General features: G+C 70.2%; 12 protein-coding genes. 8 read left to right on the top strand and 4 right to left on the bottom strand.

The annotated features are described in order from the left end of the window. Positions 1–21: 21 nt before the first annotated feature. Positions 22–690 (top strand): glutathione S-transferase family protein, encoded by a 669-nt coding sequence (locus V6M51_RS10505; protein WP_332766948.1) that lies wholly within the window; start codon positions 22–24, stop codon positions 688–690. Here the strand turns inward: V6M51_RS10505 and cysN are convergent. Together cysN and cysD are read right to left on the bottom strand one after the other, a co-directional pair. Then, positions 678–2,582: a sulfate adenylyltransferase subunit CysN gene (cysN, locus tag V6M51_RS10500; protein ID WP_332766946.1), complete on the bottom strand. Its 1,905-nt coding sequence runs from the start codon at positions 2,580–2,582 to the stop codon at positions 678–680. The genes V6M51_RS10505 and cysN overlap by 13 nt on opposite strands. Positions 2,583–2,712: 130 nt before the next feature. Next, positions 2,713–3,642, bottom strand: coding sequence for a sulfate adenylyltransferase subunit CysD (gene cysD / locus V6M51_RS10495; protein WP_332766978.1), 930 nt, complete (start codon positions 3,640–3,642; stop codon positions 2,713–2,715). A gap of 272 nt (positions 3,643–3,914) precedes the next feature. Here cysD and V6M51_RS10490 point away from each other — a divergent pair, with 272 nt between their 5' ends. The 7 genes from V6M51_RS10490 to V6M51_RS10460 all read left to right on the top strand — a co-directional run bounded on the left by V6M51_RS10490 (position 3,915) and on the right by V6M51_RS10460 (position 12,282). Then, positions 3,915–5,411 (top strand): AlkA N-terminal domain-containing protein, encoded by a 1,497-nt coding sequence (locus V6M51_RS10490; RefSeq protein WP_332766944.1) that lies wholly within the window; start codon positions 3,915–3,917, stop codon positions 5,409–5,411. Next, positions 5,395–5,928: a methylated-DNA--[protein]-cysteine S-methyltransferase gene (locus tag V6M51_RS10485; protein ID WP_332766942.1), complete on the top strand. Its 534-nt coding sequence runs from the start codon at positions 5,395–5,397 to the stop codon at positions 5,926–5,928. The genes V6M51_RS10490 and V6M51_RS10485 overlap by 17 nt, the downstream gene beginning before the upstream one ends. A gap of 122 nt (positions 5,929–6,050) precedes the next feature. After that, on the top strand, positions 6,051–6,302 hold the full coding sequence (locus V6M51_RS10480) for a hypothetical protein (RefSeq protein WP_332766940.1): 252 nt from the start codon (positions 6,051–6,053) through the stop codon (positions 6,300–6,302). A gap of 145 nt (positions 6,303–6,447) precedes the next feature. After that, complete coding sequence (locus tag V6M51_RS10475; RefSeq protein WP_332766939.1) at positions 6,448–9,033, top strand: polar localization protein TipN; 2,586 nt, start codon at positions 6,448–6,450, stop codon at positions 9,031–9,033. Continuing rightward, positions 9,030–10,013 (top strand): N-acetyl-D-Glu racemase DgcA, encoded by a 984-nt coding sequence (gene dgcA, locus V6M51_RS10470; protein WP_332766937.1) that lies wholly within the window; start codon positions 9,030–9,032, stop codon positions 10,011–10,013. Before V6M51_RS10475 ends, dgcA begins: the two co-directional genes overlap by 4 nt. A gap of 60 nt (positions 10,014–10,073) precedes the next feature. Beyond that, the gene (locus V6M51_RS10465; RefSeq protein ID WP_332766935.1) at positions 10,074–10,502 is read left to right on the top strand and encodes a DUF4112 domain-containing protein; all 429 of its coding nucleotides are present in this window, start codon (positions 10,074–10,076) and stop codon (positions 10,500–10,502) included. 91 nt (positions 10,503–10,593) lie between these two features. Further along, a complete protein-coding gene (locus tag V6M51_RS10460) occupies positions 10,594–12,282 on the top strand; it encodes a SulP family inorganic anion transporter (RefSeq protein WP_332766933.1) in 1,689 nt (562 codons plus the stop codon). A gap of 4 nt (positions 12,283–12,286) precedes the next feature. Here the strand turns inward: V6M51_RS10460 and scpA are convergent, their stop codons facing one another. Both scpA and V6M51_RS10450 read right to left on the bottom strand, forming a co-directional pair. Continuing rightward, positions 12,287–14,440, bottom strand: a complete 2,154-nt coding sequence (gene scpA, locus V6M51_RS10455; RefSeq protein ID WP_332766931.1) for a methylmalonyl-CoA mutase — start codon at positions 14,438–14,440, stop codon at positions 12,287–12,289. Beyond that, the gene (locus tag V6M51_RS10450) at positions 14,437–15,858 is read right to left on the bottom strand and encodes a methylmalonyl-CoA mutase family protein (RefSeq protein WP_332766929.1); all 1,422 of its coding nucleotides are present in this window, start codon (positions 15,856–15,858) and stop codon (positions 14,437–14,439) included. The genes scpA and V6M51_RS10450 overlap by 4 nt, the downstream gene beginning before the upstream one ends. Between the last annotated feature and the right edge of the window lie 90 nt (positions 15,859–15,948).

Raw genomic sequence — 15,948 nt, 5'->3', positions numbered from 1 at the left:
TCTTAAGCAAAGGAGCGTGACATGACCCTTCGTCTGCACCAGCACCCGTTCGCCTCGTACTGCCAGAAGGCGATCATGGCCTTCTACGAGAACGAGACGCCGTTCGAGGCGGTCCTCGTGGACCTGGGCGACGAGGCGGGGCGGGCGGCGTTCTACGCCCTGTGGCCGATGGGCAAGATGCCGGTGCTGGAGGACACGACGCGCGGCGTCGTGCTGCCCGAAGCCAGCATCGTGATAGAGCACCTGGACACCTTCTATCCGGGGAAGGTGCGACTGCTGCCGGAGGATCCGGCCCTGCGACTGCGGGCGCGGCTGCTGGACCGGCTGTTCGACAACTATGTCCAGGATCCCCTGCAGCGGATCGTCGGCGACCGGTTGAGGCCGGAGGGTGCGAAGGATCCGGCCGGCGTCGTCCTGTGGCGCGGTATCCTACGCACGGCATACGGCGTCCTGGACGACCAGATCGGCGAGGGCCCCTGGGCGCTGGGCGAGGTGTTCAGCTTCGCCGACTGCGCGGCCGCGCCGGCGCTGTTCTATGCGGATGCGCTTGAGCCCATCGCGCAGACCCACCCGCGGCTGGCGGCCTACCACCAGCGCCTGCGCGCTCGCCCGTCCTTCGCGCGCGTGGTCGAGGAGGCGCGGCCCTTCCGGGCGTTCTTCCCCGGCCCCGAGTTGGCTCAGATCGAGTAGTCGAGCTCGCCCTCCAGCCAGGCGACGATGCGCTCGGCCGCCTCGGTGGGCGACATGGCGGTGGTGTCGACGACGATCTCCGGGTGTTCCGGGGCTTCGTAGGGGCTGTCGATGCCGGTGAAGTTCTTCAGTTCGCCAGCGCGGGCCTTCTTGTAGAGGCCCTTGACGTCGCGTTGCTCGGCGACCTCCAGCGGGGTGTTCACATAGACCTCGACGAAGTCGCCCTCCGCCTGCAGCTCGCGGGCCATACGCCGCTCGGCGCGGAAGGGCGAGATGAACGAGACCAGCACGATCAGGCCAGCGTCGACCATCAGCTTGGAGACCTCGGCCACCCGGCGGATGTTCTCCACGCGATCCTCGTCGGTGAAGCCCAGGTCCTTGTTCAGCCCGTGGCGGACATTGTCGCCGTCCAGCAGGTAGGTGTGGCGGCCGTTGGCGTGCAGGCGCTTCTCGACCAGGTTGGCGATGGTGGACTTGCCCGAGCCTGAGAGGCCGGTCAGCCAGACCACCCGGCCGCGCTGGCCCTTCAGCGCGGCGCGCGAGGTCTTGTCGACGTCCAGCGCCTGCCAGTGGATGTTCTGGCTGCGGCGCAGGGCGAAGTGCAGCATGCCCGCCCCGACGGTGCGGTTGGAGATCCGGTCGATCAGGATGAAGCCGCCCAGGTCGTGGTTGTCCGCATAGGCGTCGAAGGCGATGGGGGCGTCGAGCGAGAGGTTGCAGACCCCGATCTCGTTGAGCTCCAGCCGTTTGGCGGCCAGGTGCTCCAGGGTGTTCACATTGACCTTGTACTTGGGCTCGGTGATCTGGGCCGAGACCGTGCGGGCGCCCAGCTTCATGAGGTAGGGCCGGCCGGGGAGCATGGCCTCGTCATCCATCCAGACCACCGTGGCCTCGAACTGGTCGGCGACCGGCGGCGGGGAGGCGGCGGCGGCGATGACGTCGCCGCGGGAGATGTCGATCTCGTCGGTGAGGGTGAGGGTCACCGATTGGCCGGCCACGGCTTCGGGCAGATCGCCGTCCTTGGTGACGATGCGGTCGATCCGGCTTTCGCGGCCGGAGGGCAGGGCCTTGATCTTGTCGCCGGGCCGGATGACGCCCGCCGAGACGAAGCCGGAGAAGCCGCGGAAGTCGAGATTGGGGCGGTTCACCCACTGGACCGGCATGCGGAACGGCTTCTCACGCTGGTCGTCCTCGACCGGCAGACTTTCCAGCAGCGGCAACAGGGCCGGGCCGTCGTACCAGGGCGCGGCGTCGCTGTGGCCGGTGATGTTGTCGCCCTTCAGCGCCGACATCGGGATGGCGGTGAAGTCCTTGATGCCGATCTGGGCCGCGAACGCCCGGTACTCGGCGAGGATCGCGTCGTAGGTCTCCTGGCTCCAGCCGACCAGGTCCATCTTGTTGATCGCCAGGACCACGTGGCGGATGCCCAGCAAGCTGACGAGATAGGAGTGGCGCCGCGTCTGGGTGAGCACGCCACGACGCGCGTCGATCAGGATCACGGCGGCGTCCGCGGTCGAGGCGCCGGTGACCATGTTGCGGGTGTACTGCTCGTGCCCCGGGGTGTCGGCGACGATGAACTTGCGCTTGTCGGTGGAGAAGAACCGATAGGCGACGTCGATCGTTATGCCCTGCTCGCGCTCGGCGGCCAGGCCATCGACCAACAGCGCGAAGTCGATCTCGCCGCCCTGGGTGCCGACCTTCTTCGAGTCGGCCTCCAGCGCCGCGAGCTGGTCCTCGAAGATCATCTTGGAGTCGTAGAGCAACCGGCCGATTAGGGTCGACTTGCCGTCGTCCACCGAGCCGCAGGTGAGGAAGCGCAGCAGGCTCTTGTGCTGGTGGGCGAGGAGATAGGCCTCGATGTCGTCGGCGATGAGGTCGGATTGGTGAGCCATTCGACTTAAACCCGCTCATCCCGGCGAAGGCCGGGACCCAGGTCGTAAGGCCGGACCTGGGAAATGTATCCGAAGCGCTGGGGCTGAATCTGGGTCCCGGCCTTCGCCGGGATGAGCGGAAGGGGGCGCATCAGAAATAGCCCTCCTGCTTCTTCTTCTCCATCGAGGCGGCCTGGTCGTGATCGATCATCCGGCCCTGGCGTTCGCTGGTGGTGGTGAGCAGCATTTCCTGGATGATCTCGGGCAGGGTCGCCGCGGTGCTCTCGACGGCGCCCGTGAGCGGGTAGCAGCCCAAGGTGCGGAAGCGCACCGACTTCATCGCCGGGGTCTCGTCGGGGCGCAGGGGCATGCGCTCATCGTCCACCATGATCAGGGCGCCGTCGCGCTCCACCACCGGCCTGACTTGCGAGAAGTAGAGCGGCACGATGGGGATGTTCTCCAGGTGGATGTATTGCCAGATGTCCAACTCGGTCCAGTTGGAGATCGGGAACACCCGGACGCTCTCGCCGGGGTTCTTGCGGGCGTTGTAGAGCTTCCAGAGTTCTGGGCGCTGGTTCTTGGGGTCCCAGCGGTGCTGGGCCGAGCGGAAGGAGAAGATGCGCTCCTTGGCGCGGGACTTCTCTTCGTCGCGGCGGGCCCCGCCGAAGGCCGCGTCGAAGCCGTACTTGTCGAGCGCCTGCTTCAGGCCCTCGGTTTTCCAGATGTCGGTGTGCAGGGCGCTGCCGTGGTCGAACGGGTTGATATTCCGCTCGACGGCTTCCGGGTTCTTGTGGACCAGCAGCTCGAAGCCGAGCTCCCGGGCCATGCGCTCGCGCATCTCGTACATGGCCCGGAACTTCCAGGTCGTATCCACGTGCAGCAGGGGGAAGGGCGGCTTGGACGGATAGAAGGCCTTGGCCGCCAGATGCAGCATCACGGCGGAGTCCTTGCCGATGGAATAGAGCATCACCGGGCGTTCGGCCTCGGCCGCCACCTCGCGCATGATGTGGATGCTCTCGGCCTCCAGGCGCTGGAGATGGGTCAGGGTCTCGGTGGAGATCGCCGGCGCCTGCGCCTGCATCAGGGCTGAACCTTGCACATGAACCTCGGGCGGGTATCCGCCGCTAATCGCGAAACGTCCGCGCGCCACCTGGCGCTCGGATTGGCCCTGGCGGTGGATTAGGGGACCTGACCCACCGTGACGATAGAGATTTACTGACAGCGTCCCAAGGAAATTGCGGCGGAGGCGTCATAACGTCCGTCGCGACGGTGGTGTCCGAAAACCGCCAATTCCCGGCCGACAATGTCCGAAAACCGCGAGACTTTCGCGGACGCGGGACCCATCATCCTGGCATGGATATGGATGACGACGCCTGCTACCGCGCCTTTCAGACTCGCGACGCCCGGTTCGACGGACGGATCTTCTGCGGCGTGAAGACTACGGGGATCTATTGCCGGCCGATCTGCCCGGCGCGGACCCCTAAGCGCGAGAACATGACCTTCCACCGCTCCGCGGCGGCGGCTCAGGAGGCGGGGTTCCGCCCCTGCCTGCGCTGCCGGCCCGAGACATCGCCCGACCTGGGGTCGTGGCGCGGCACCTCCAACACCGTCTCGCGGGCCCTGGCCCTGATCGAGGCCGGGGCTATGGACATCGGGGACGTCGACGCCCTGGCCGGCCGGCTGGGGGTGGGCGAGCGCCAGCTTCGCCGGCTGTTCCAGCAGCATGTTGGCGCCTCGCCGGTGGCGGTGGCCCAGACCCGGCGGGTGCTGCTGGCCAAGCAGCTGCTGCACGAGACCCGCCTGCCGATGGCCGAGGTGGCGCTGGCCGCCGGGTTCGGCAGCGTGCGGCGGTTCAACGAGACCTTCCAGCAGCTCTTCCGCCGTCCGCCTGGCGCCCTTCGCCGGCTGGGCGGAGCCGAGATCGCCGCGGGCGAGGGCGGGGCCGCGACGATTAGGCTGCCCTATCGCGCGCCCTATGATTGGCCGGCCATGCTGGCCTTCCTGACCGCACGGGCCATTCCCGGCGTCGAGGTGGTCGCCAACGGCCGCTACGCCCGCACCTTGACCGTTGGCGACGCGCGCGGCGTGGTGATGGTCGAGCCGGGCGAGGGGGCCTATCTGAAGGTCACCCTGCGGTTCCCCAAGGTCCAGGCCTGGCCCGCGATCATCGCCAAGGTGCGCCGGGTGTTCGATCTGGCCGCCGACCCGGCGATCATCGAGGCGCATCTCTCCGAGGATCCCGACCTAGCGCCGCTGGTGGCGGCGCGGCCTGGCCTTCGGGCGCCGGGCGCCTGGGACGGGTTCGAGCTGTCGGTCCGCGCGGTGCTGGGCCAGCAGATCACCGTCCACGCGGCCCGCCAGCTGGCGGGCAAGATCTCCGCGGCCTATGGCGAGCCCCTGCTGGACGAGGCGGCCAACAAGATGGGCCTCACCCAGTTCTTCCCGACGCCCGAGCGGCTGGCCACCGTGGATGTCGAGACCCTGGCCATGCCGCGCGCCCGCGGCCGGGCCCTGGTGGGGCTGGCGGCGGCCGCGGCGGCCGACCCGGACCTGTTCGGACCCCGCCGCAGCCTGGACGAGGCGGTGGTGGCCTTGCGCGCCTTGCCGGGGATCGGCGAGTGGACGGCCCAGTACATCGCCATGCGCGCCCTGCGCGAGCCCGACGCCTTCCCCAGCGCCGATATCGGCCTGATGCGGGCCCTGGAAACCCCTGACGGCGTGCGGCCCACCCCCGCCGATCTGTTGGCGCGGGCCGAGCGCTGGCGGCCCTGGCGGGCCTATGCCGCTTCGCACCTCTGGGCGGCCGACCCCAAGAATCCTTCGGAGACCAAGCATGCTCAGGCCGCCTGAATCCCTGTTCCTCGATCGTATCGACACCCCGATCGGAGTCGGGCTGGTGGTGTTCGACGCCGCTGGCGCGCTGCGCGTCTTCGACTGGGTCAGCCATGAGGCGCGGATGCACCTCCTGCTGCGCCGGCAGAACGGCCCCGTGACCCTAACGAACCGCGCCGCGCCCAAGGCGATCACCGAGGCCTTCGCGGCCTATTTCGACGGCGAGCTGAGCGCGATCGACACGCTGGTCTGCCACACGGGCGGGACGGCGTTCCAGAAGAGCGTTTGGGCCGCCCTGCGCGCGATTCCACCCGGCGAGACCGTGAGCTACAGGGCCCTGGCCGAGCGGATCGGCAAGCCGGCCGCCGTCCGGGCCGTGGGCCTGGCCAACGGGGCCAATCCCATCGGGATCGTCGTGCCCTGCCATCGGGTGATCGGCAGCGATGGCAGCCTGACGGGCTATGGCGGCGGCATCGAGCGCAAGCGCTGGCTGCTGGGACACGAGGGCGCGGCCTTCCGCGATCTCGCCGCCTGAGGCGCAGCGAGGCGCCAAGGTCACATGACTGAAATTTCATGTTACCCCGGATCGTCCAACTGCGGCGCTTGCCGTATAACGCCGCTAGCCGGAATCGTGTCGGACGACCGGGGAGAGCTCCGATGCAGACCTTGACCGAGATCGTCGCAGCCGTGGTGGTGCACTCCTCCGCGGTCGCCTATGCGCATTTCGGGGTTCCGCTCGAGGCCCACCAGGTCGAAAAGCCGGTCCCCGCCGAGCGCACGATCGCGCGCACCACCGCGCCGAAACCCGCCGCCAAGGCCGCGGTGAAGCTCACCGCCAAACCCGCCAAGACCGCGACGGGCGCCATCAAGGACTGCCCCGAACAGCGCGCCATGGTGATCAAGACCTAGGCCCGCGGCGTTCCGCGACAATCCGACCCTTCCGCCAAGATTCCCGCCGATGCCGCTTTGCGCCGACGAGGTTCGCCGGTAATCCTTTCGTCGAGGCGCGAACTCGGGGTGACGCGCAGTGTGGGAAGGCCGCTGAAGTCGGACCATGAAGATTAAAAAGCGGCACCAACCTGTTGATTTTCAAACGCTAGGTGACGAGGTCTCGGTCCCGTCCACCGCCTCCGCCGAAATGCCTGAACTGGACCTCTCCGCCGAGGAGGAACTGTTCGCCATGCCGCCCCTGCCGCCGACTCGGGACATCGAGCCGCAGGCCGCCGCGCCCCTGTCGCCGATTCCGCCGCAGGCCGAGGTCACCGTCGCCTCGCCGCAGACCTTGGCGCGTCGACCGCAGGCGCCCGACGCCGCGGCGACCGACACGCCGTCGGGCTGGCCGATCTACCTGGCCGCCTTCGTGGTCTCGGTGCTGTGGGCCGCGGCGCCCATCGCCTTCGCCTGGGGCTATCGACGCGCAGTCGCGCCCTTCGACTACGACCCCTTCGCCTTGACCGTCTTCGCCCTGATGGCGGTGGGTCCGGCCCTGTTCGTCTGGCTGGCCGCCTACATGGTCCGCCAGGGCCAGAAGTTGAGCGCCGAGACCCATCGCGCCAAGCAGCTGGCCGACGAGATGGTGACGCCGGTCCTGGCCGCCGGCGCCCAGACCTATGACGTGGTGGCCAATATCCGCGAGGAAATCGCTCGGGCCGGCGTGATGGCGCACGAGGCGCGCGAGACCCTCGTGGCCCTGCGGGACGCCCTGGCCGTGGAGACCGAGCACCTGGTGGCGGCCGCGGCCAACGCCTCACGCACGGCTGCGGAGCTAACCCAGACCCTGGGCCGGGAGCGCGAGGAGATGGGCGGCCTGTCCAAGACCCTCGACGCCCAGGCCACGGCGGTGTCCGACACCATCACCCAGCAGGCGCGCATGGTGGCGGAGGCCTCCGACCTGGCCGAGACCCAACTCCGCGAAGCCGAGGCGGCGCTCGCCGCGCGCGCCGCCGACCTGGCCGCCGCAGCAGGCGAGACCAGCGACGCCGCGCGGACCGCCGCTGAGGATCTCACCCGCCACATCGCCCGCCTGGAGACCGCGGGTCTGGGTGTGGCCGAGCAGATCAGCGCTGTGGAGACCGGGCTCACCGAACAGCGGGCGGGTCTTGTCACGGCGGCGCACGCCCTGCGTGGCGACCAGGAGACCTTCGCTGTCCAGGCCGAGGGCCACGCCGCGCAACTGGCGGAATTCATCAGCCAGGCGCGGCTGTCGACCGTGGAGATGGGCGACCGGGCGGTGAAGGGCGGCGAGAGCCTGCGCCAGATGATCACCGAGGCGGCCGAGCAGTTCCGAGAGCTGGCCGAGCAGGCGAGAGCCGAGCGCGACGAATTCGGCCAGTCGACCCTGCACGCCATGGAGGCGGTCTCCCAGGCCGCGGCCGCCGAGCGCGCGCGGCTGGAGGAGCAGACCCGGGTGACGATCGAGGCCTTGGGCCGCGCCGCCGAGGAGACCCGCCAGGCGGCCGAGCGCCATGCCGAGACCGCCCGCAACCAGGTGGATCAGCTCTCGGAAGCCGCCTTCACGGCCGGCCAGCAAGCCAACAAGGTGTTCGAGACCCGGCTGGCCGAGGCCCGCGCCTTGATCGAGCAATCGACCCAGATGGTGGAACAGGCCGGGGCGGCGACCGCCGGCAAGCTGGAGGAAGGCGCCAGGACCGCGCGCGCCACCCTGGACGAGCTGGCCGCTATGCTGGTCGACGTCGAGGCCCGCGCCGCCCAGATGCCGGCCACGGCGCGCGGCCAGGCCGAGCAGGTGCGCAAGGCCGTGGCCGAGAGCATCGACGACATGATGGACCACGCCCGGCGCACGGCCGATGAGACCCAGGCCATTGACGAGGTGTTCCAGGAACGGGTCCGGCGCAATTACGAGATGCTGAGCGAAGCCGTCCGGATGATGGGCGCGGTGGCCAGCACCAGCGCCATGCCTCCGGCGGTCGCCAGCCTGCGCGAGCGGCTCGCGCGCCCCGAACCCAAGGCCGCGCCAGCTCCCGTGCCGGAGCCGGAGCCGGTGGCGGTCGCCCCGCCCACGACCGAACCCGCGCCCGTGGTGGAAGCCGTCGCGGCGGCGGAACCCGACCTGGAATTGACCGAGCCGGTGAAGGCGACGGATACCCAGGCCAGCCTGCGCCAACGCCTGCGCCTCACCCCTACCGCCACCGACTCGGAGTTCAGCCAGGTCTTCGGACAGGCCGGCGGGCGGACCGGGGACGGCCAGGGCGGCGATGGCTGGACTTGGAAGGACCTGCTCTCGGCTATCGATGAGCAAGATGTCGAGACGCCCCAACAGCATGCGCCGCTCGAGGACATCCTGGCCGGCGAGATCGGGGCCATGGGCATCGATCCTGCAGCCCTACTTCCGCGCAGCCGCGTCGACGAATTGGCCGCCGCCATCCAGGCCCGCGACCTGGACGGCGCCCGCGAGGTCGTACGTCGCCTGGCGCCGGCCGCCACCCGCCGCCTGGCGCGGCGACTGGCCACCGACGAGGCGTTGAAGAACCAGGTCGTGACCTATCTGGCGCGCTACCACGGCTTGCTCGACGACGCGGCGAGCCGAGACCACGAGGGCTTCCAGGTGGCGAGCCTGCTCAGTTCCGAGGCCGGACGGACCTATCTGTTGTTCGACGCCGCGGTTGGCGACCTGGCTTGAGGCGACGGCTCAGCCTTCGCGACGAGCGTTGGCCGACCCGCGACGCCTTCGTCATCGCCCGCGGGGCGAAGACCGAGGCCCATGTGATCGTCGTTGAGATCGCGCAGAACGGCGCGGTGGGCCGCGGGGAAGCCGTGCCCTACGCCCGCTACGGCCAGACCATGGCCGGGGAGCTGGAGCGCGTCGAAACCTTGCGTGAGGCGGTGGAGCACGGGGCGAGCCGCACGGAGCTGCAGGACCTGGCCCCGGCCGGGGCGGCGCGCAACGCCCTGGACTGCGCCCTGTGGGACCTCGAGGCCAAGCGTTCCGGAACGCCGGCCTGGGCCCTGGCTGGCCTGTCGGTCATGCATCCGGTCACCACCTGCTTCACCATCAGCCTGGATGAGCCCGCCGCCATGGGCGCGGCGGCGCGGGCGGCGGCCCGCCGGCCGCTATTGAAGCTGAAGATCGGCGGCCCGGGCGACCTCGACCGAGTCGCGGCGGTCCGCGACGCCGCGCCGGCCAGCCGGCTGGTGGTCGACGCCAACGAGGCGCTGGGGTTCGAGGACCTGCGGCGGCTGGCGCCAGAGCTGGCGAACCTGGGGGTCGAGCTGATCGAGCAACCGCTGAAGGCCGGCGAGGACGTGGCGCTTGAGGGCTACGACTGCCCGGTCCTGCTCTGCGCCGACGAGAGCCTGCACACCCGCGCGGAGCTGGCCGACTGCGCGCGGCGCTACGGGGCGGTGAACATCAAGCTCGACAAGTGCGGCGGCTTGACCGAAGCCCTGGCCTTGGCGGCCCTCGCCCGCGCCATGGGCCTGCAGGTGATGGCCGGCTGCATGGTCGCCACCTCCCTGGCCATGGCGCCGGCCATGATCCTGGCGCAGGGCGCCCAGGTGGTCGACCTGGACGGACCGCTGCTGCTGGCCCGCGACCGCGAGCCGGGACTGGTGTTCACCGGTTCGGAAATCGCCCCGCCCTCGCGCGCGCTCTGGGGCTAGCGTCGGGAGGCGTCCCCGGCGCAAGGTGGAGCCTCACGCGGAGCTCGGCGTTCTCGCAGCATGGAAGTCTCCAAAGACAGGGCCCATCGGGCCTGGCGTCAGGCCGAACGGATCAAGCGTCTCTCCGACCGGCTGGTGGGCGTCGGGCCGATCGGCGTCGGCCTGGACGGCGTCCTGGCCTGGGTCCCCGTGGCAGGGACGGTCTACAGCCTCGGCGCCGGGGTGCTGCTGATCTCGGAGGGGATCGCGGCAGGCGCCAAGCCCGTCACCCTGGCCCGGATGGCCGCCTATATCGCGCTCGACACGGCCAGCTCCGTACCGCCCGTGGTGGGCTGGATCGTCGACACCCTGTTTCCTGGTCACCTGATGGCGGCCAGGGCGCTGCAGAAGGACATCGAGGCGCGCCACGGCCCGTCCGAGCTGGCTGAAGACCGGCGGCGGGGGGCGAAGGGGCGGCGCGGCTGGCGGGTGCTCTCGCCGAAGCTCTAGTTTTCAGGCGTCACGATTTGCGGCGGGTCAAGGCCCGTTGACCCGCCACGGCGATGCTTGCCTACTGGCTGGCGACACTCAGGAGACAGGGATGGCCGATATCGCGGCGTCGCGCGGCGCGAAGCTGTTCACCCCGAAACTGGCGGACGTGCTGCGCGAGGGCTACGGCGGCGCCCAATTGCGGGCGGACGCCATGGCCGGCCTGACCGTGGCCATCGTGGCCCTGCCGCTTTCCATGGCGATCGCCATCGCTTCGGGCGTGTCGCCGGATCGCGGGCTCTACACCGCCATCGTCGGCGGGTTCCTGGTGTCGGCGCTTGGAGGGAGCCGGTTTCAGATCGGCGGTCCGGCCGGGGCGTTCATCGTGCTGATCGCCGCCACCGTGCACCAGCACGGGGTCGAGGGCCTGGTCCTGGCGACCTTCCTCTCCGGGCTGATGATCGCCACTGTCGGCGCGCTGAGGCTGGGCGCCTTCATCCAATACATTCCGTATCCGGTGACGGTGGGCTTCACCGCCGGCATCGCGGTGATCATCCTGGCCAGCCAGATCAAGGACCTGTTGGGCCTGCGCCTGGCCGGACCCGAGCCCGGGCCCTTGCCGGCCAAGCTCGGCGCGCTGGCCCAGGCCCTGCCGACGGCCAGCCTGCCGGCGGTCCTGGTCGCCGGCGGGGTCATCGCCACGATCCTGGCGGTCAGGCGCTGGCGGCCCCATTGGCCCGGCATGTTGATCGCGGTGACCCTTGCGGCGGCGGGCGCGGCCCTGCTGGACCTTTCGGTCGAGACCATCGCCACGCGGTTCGGCGGCATCCCCCGGGGACTGCCGCTTCCGGGCCTGCCGGAGATCACCCTGACGAAGGTCCAGGCGGTGCTGCCAGCGGCGTTGTCCTTCACCCTGCTGGGCTCCATCGAGAGCCTGCTCTCGGCGGTGGTCGCCGACAGCATGACAGGACGGCGGCACCGTTCCAACATGGAGTTGGTGGCCCAGGGCGCGGCCAATGTCGGGGCCTCGATGTTCGGCGGCATCCCGGTCACGGGGACCATCGCGCGGACCGCGACCAATGTACGCTCAGGCTCGGCCGGACCGATCTCGGGCATCCTGCACTCTCTCTATCTGCTGGTCTTCATGATCGTCGCCGCGCCGCTGGCCGGCTACATCCCGCTCGCCGCCCTGGCCGGCGTCCTGGCGGTGGTGGCCTGGACCATGGCCGAGAAGCAGGAGTTCGCAGGCCTGCTGCGGGCCTCGCGAGGCGACGCCGCGGTGCTGCTCCTCACCTTCTTCCTGACCATCTTCCGCGACCTCACGACCGGCATCGTGGCCGGGTTCTCGGTGGGCGCGCTGCTGTTCCTGCATCGGCTGGCGACGGCGGTCGAGGTGGGGCGGGCGGCCTCGCAGGGGCGCGATGAGGACGACGGCTATGACGCCGCCCTGACCCATGATCCCGACGTGGCGTTGATCCGGATCTCGGGCGCCTTCTTCTTCGGCGCGGCGGCGGCGGTGGGCACTGCTCTGGATGAGATCGGAGAGCAACCCAAGGCCTATGTGCTGGACCTGACCGACGCGCCGATCCTGGACTCCACCGCCGCCGCCGCGGTCGCCAACTTCGCCCGGCGGGCCAAGGGGCGAGGCGCGTTCGTCTACCTGGCCGGCGCCCGCAAGGCGGTCGTACGGACCCTGCTGGCCAACGGCGTGCGACCGCCTTTGGCGCGGTTCAAGGCCGAGGTGGCCCAGGCGGTGATTTCCGCGCGGCGATCCATCGCAGAGGGACGGCTGGTCGCCTGAGCAGCTACTGGACGGCCTCGACCTGGGCGTAGCCCATCTGTTCGTTGAGCCGCTCCATGACCTCGATGGCGGCCTCGGGCACCACGGTGCCGGGGGTGAAGATGGCGGCGACACCAGCGTCCTTCAGGGCCTGGAAGTCCTCGGGCGGGATGACTCCGCCGACCACCACCAGGATGTCGGCGCGTCCCAGCTTGGCCAGTTCGTCCTTGAGCTCGGGAACCAGAGTCAGGTGGCCGGCGGCGAGCGAACTCGCGCCCACCACATGGGCGCCCTCGGCGACAGCCTGGGCGGCCGCTTCGGCCGGAGTCTGGAACAGGTTGCCGATGTCGACCTCGAAGCCCAGGTCGGCGAAGCCCGAGGCGATGACCTTCTGGCCGCGGTCGTGGCCGTCCTGGCCCATCTTGGCGATCAGGACGCGGGGCTTGCGTCCGTCGGCCTGTGTGAAGGCCTCTGTCATCGCCTTGGCGCGCTCCGCTTGGGGCGTGGAGCCTGCCTCGCGCAGATAGACGCCGGTGACGGCGGAGGCCTCGGCGGAATGGCGATTGAACACCTTCTCCAGAGCCAGGCTGATCTCGCCCACCGTGGCCTTGGCGCGGGCCGCATTGACCGAGAGTTCCAGCAGGTTGCCGGCCCCGCGCGCGCCTTCGGTGAGCGCCGTGAGCGCCGCCTCGACCGCGACGGGATCGCGCTCGGCGCGCAGGCGGGCGAGCTTCTCGAGCTGGCGCTCGCGCACCGCGCTGTTGTCGACCTTGAGCATCGGGATGACCTCGGCGCCGTCGGGGCGGTAGCGGTTGACGCCGACTACGCTCTGGCGGCCCGAGTCGATGCGGGCCTGGGTGCGGGCGCTGGCCTCCTCGATGCGGCGCTTGGGCAGACCGTCCTCGATGGCCTTGGCCATACCGCCCAGGGCCTCGACCTCGGCGATATGCTCAAGGGCGCGGGCGGCGAGGTCCGCAGTCAGACGTTCGACATAGTAGGAGCCGCCCCAGGGGTCGATGACCCGCGTCTGACCGCTCTCGAGTTGCAGGAAGAGTTGGGTGTTGCGGGCGATGCGGGCCGAGAAGTCGGTGGGCAGGGCCAAGGCCTCGTCCAGCGAGTTGGTGTGCAGGCTCTGGGTCTGGCCGCCGACGGCGGCCATGGCTTCCACCAGGGTGCGCGGCACGTTGTTGTAGACGTCGTGGGCCGCCAGGCTCCAGCCGCTGGTCTGGGTATGGGCGCGTAGGGCCAGCGAGCGGGGATCCTTGGGATCGAACTCGTCCCGCATCAGCTTGGCCCAGAGCAGGCGCGCGGCGCGCTGCTTGGCGATCTCCATGAAGGCGTTCATGCCGGCGTTCCAGAAGAACGACAGGCGCGGAGCGAACTGGTCGACGCTCATCCCGGCGGCGACGCCGGCGCGGACGTATTCGATGCCGTCGGCCAGGGTGTAGGCCAGCTCCAGGTCCAGCGTCGCCCCGGCTTCCTGGATGTGATAGCCGCTGATCGAGATCGAGTTGAACTTCGGCATTTCGCGCGAAGTATATGAAAAGATGTCCGAAATTATCCGCATCGAAGGGCCGGGCGGATAGATATAGGTGTTGCGGACCAGGAACTCCTTGAGGATGTCGTTCTGGATGGTGCCCGACAGCTTCTCGTGGGGAACGCCCTGTTCCTCGGCGGCGACGATGTAGAGGGCCAGGATCGGCAGGACCGCGCCGTTCATGGTCATCGAGACGCTCATCTTGTCGAGCGGGATGCCGTCGAACAGGGTCCGCATGTCCAGGATGGAGTCGATAGCGACGCCGGCCATGCCGACGTCACCCTTCACCCGGGGATGGTCGCTGTCATAGCCGCGGTGGGTGGCCAGATCGAAGGCCACCGAGAGGCCCATCTGGCCCGCCGCGAGGTTGCGTCGGTAGAAGGCGTTGGAGTCCTCGGCCGTGGAGAAGCCCGCATACTGGCGGATGGTCCACGGATTGGTCAGGTACATGGTCGGATAGGGGCCGCGCACGTAGGGCGCCAGGCCCGGGAAACCCGGATCTACGCCCTCGATGTCGGCGGGGCCGTAGGCGGGTTTCACCGCGATGCCCTCGGGGGTCTCCCAAAGCGGGCCCGTCGGCGGCGACGTCGCGGCGCAAGGACCGTCGAAGGGCAGGCTGGCGAAATCGGGGAATTGGGTCATCGGGCGGCCTCGTGGGGCTCGGCGAGACGGATAGGGGCGAGCGGCGGGCAGGCGCCGTCGGGACCCGGCAGTCGGGTGGTGGGCGCCTCGACGGCACGGGGCGCGGCGGGGGCGACCTCGACCGGGGCGGCCTGGGTCGGGGGAAAGGCGGTGACCCCGACGATCTTGGGCGGGCCGGCGGCGTCGCGAGCCCGGCGGACCTTGGCGACCTCGGCGGCGATGTGACCGCCGGCGAGCGCGCTGATCAGACCGCCCTGAGCCTCGATCACCTGGACCTCGGCCCAGGCGGCGCGGGCCATCTCATCGGTGAGCGCCTCGACGTAGCCGGATCCGGCGGCCGGGTCGGCGACGCGGCCGAGGTGGGCCTCCTCCATCAGCACGAACTGGGTGTTGCGGCTCTGGCGCCGGGCGAAGGCGATGGGCAGGCCGATGGCGTCGGTGAAGGTCCCGAGCACCACGGCGTCGGCGCCCCCGACGCTGGCCCCGAAGGCGGCGGCGGCCAGGCGCAGCATGTTGGTCCAGGGATCCTGCACAGTGAGCATGCGGCCCGAAGACCGGCTCTCGATGCGGGCCGGAACGGTCACGCCGCAGGCCTGGGTGACACGGGTCCAGAGCTGGCGGGCGGCGCGGTGCTTCGCCAGGGTGGCGAAATAGTCGGTGTCGGCCGAGAGGCCGAGGATGATCCCGCCGAAGGCCTCGGCCATGGGAACGCCAGCGCGGACCAGGGCCTTGGCGTAGGCGAGCGCGGCGGTCAGCGCGAAGGCCAGTTCGCCGGCCTCGCCGCCGCCGGCTTCGTGGACGACGCGGCCCGAGGCCAGGAAAAGGCTGGCCTTGGGGTGGGCCTGGGCCAGCCGTGCGGCGACCGTGGCGGCCGAGATCAGATGGCTCTCGATGGGACCGGGGCTCGCGCCTGTCCGCGCGAAGGCGCTCAGGGGATCGAGGTGGAGGGCGAGTTGGGCGGTGGGCGAGCCCTTGGCGGCGGCGGCCAGCCAGTCGGCGGCCTTGGGACCCAGGTACCCGGCGTCGAGCGCGATCGGCGCCATCTCCAGCAGGACCCCGTCGAGGACCCGGGCGAGGTCGCCCGCCGATCCGACTGCCACGCCGGCCTGGCCGGCGGGATCGAGGGAAATGACCGCCGAGGTCGCGCCGCCGGTCAGGTCCGCCAGCAGGTCGGCGTTCGCGCGGGCGGGCTCCGGATGGGCGACGGCGACGCGGACATCCCAGGGCTGTTCAGGATCGTGGACGCGGGGCGTGAAGGCCGCCTGGGTCAGGGCCGCCGGATAGAGCGGCTCGATGGCCAGGCCCTCGGCCGTGGTTGCGCGCAGGGTCTCGAAGGCGGCGTCCTTGAGGGTCTTGGCGACCAGGGCGCGCCAGTCGGCGTCGCTGGCGGACGGAGGGGCGTCGGCAACTTGCGTCATCGTGCGCCATTGGGCCGCGTGGGTCGCGCGCGTCAAGTTCACGCGGCGTGAGCGGTGACGCCGGCTTGCGCGTCGGCTATTCTTGTATAT

Origin of the sequence: Phenylobacterium sp. (assembly GCF_036677185.1) — a bacterium.
Taxonomy (GTDB): Bacteria; Pseudomonadota; Alphaproteobacteria; order Caulobacterales; family Caulobacteraceae; genus Phenylobacterium.
This window is presented reverse-complemented; position numbering and strand designations above follow the sequence as displayed.

Coding starts and splice junctions, on each gene's coding strand:
- V6M51_RS10505 (WP_332766948.1), top strand. CDS start 22: ATGACCCTTCGTCTGCACCAGCACCCGTTCGCCTCGTACTGCCAGAAG.
- cysN (WP_332766946.1), bottom strand. CDS start 2,582: ATGGCTCACCAATCCGACCTCATCGCCGACGACATCGAGGCCTATCTC.
- cysD (WP_332766978.1), bottom strand. CDS start 3,642: ATGCAGGCGCAGGCGCCGGCGATCTCCACCGAGACCCTGACCCATCTC.
- V6M51_RS10490 (WP_332766944.1), top strand. CDS start 3,915: ATGGATATGGATGACGACGCCTGCTACCGCGCCTTTCAGACTCGCGAC.
- V6M51_RS10485 (WP_332766942.1), top strand. CDS start 5,395: ATGCTCAGGCCGCCTGAATCCCTGTTCCTCGATCGTATCGACACCCCG.
- V6M51_RS10480 (WP_332766940.1), top strand. CDS start 6,051: ATGCAGACCTTGACCGAGATCGTCGCAGCCGTGGTGGTGCACTCCTCC.
- V6M51_RS10475 (WP_332766939.1), top strand. CDS start 6,448: ATGAAGATTAAAAAGCGGCACCAACCTGTTGATTTTCAAACGCTAGGT.
- V6M51_RS10465 (WP_332766935.1), top strand. CDS start 10,074: ATGGAAGTCTCCAAAGACAGGGCCCATCGGGCCTGGCGTCAGGCCGAA.
- V6M51_RS10460 (WP_332766933.1), top strand. CDS start 10,594: ATGGCCGATATCGCGGCGTCGCGCGGCGCGAAGCTGTTCACCCCGAAA.
- scpA (WP_332766931.1), bottom strand. CDS start 14,440: ATGACCCAATTCCCCGATTTCGCCAGCCTGCCCTTCGACGGTCCTTGC.
- V6M51_RS10450 (WP_332766929.1), bottom strand. CDS start 15,858: ATGACGCAAGTTGCCGACGCCCCTCCGTCCGCCAGCGACGCCGACTGG.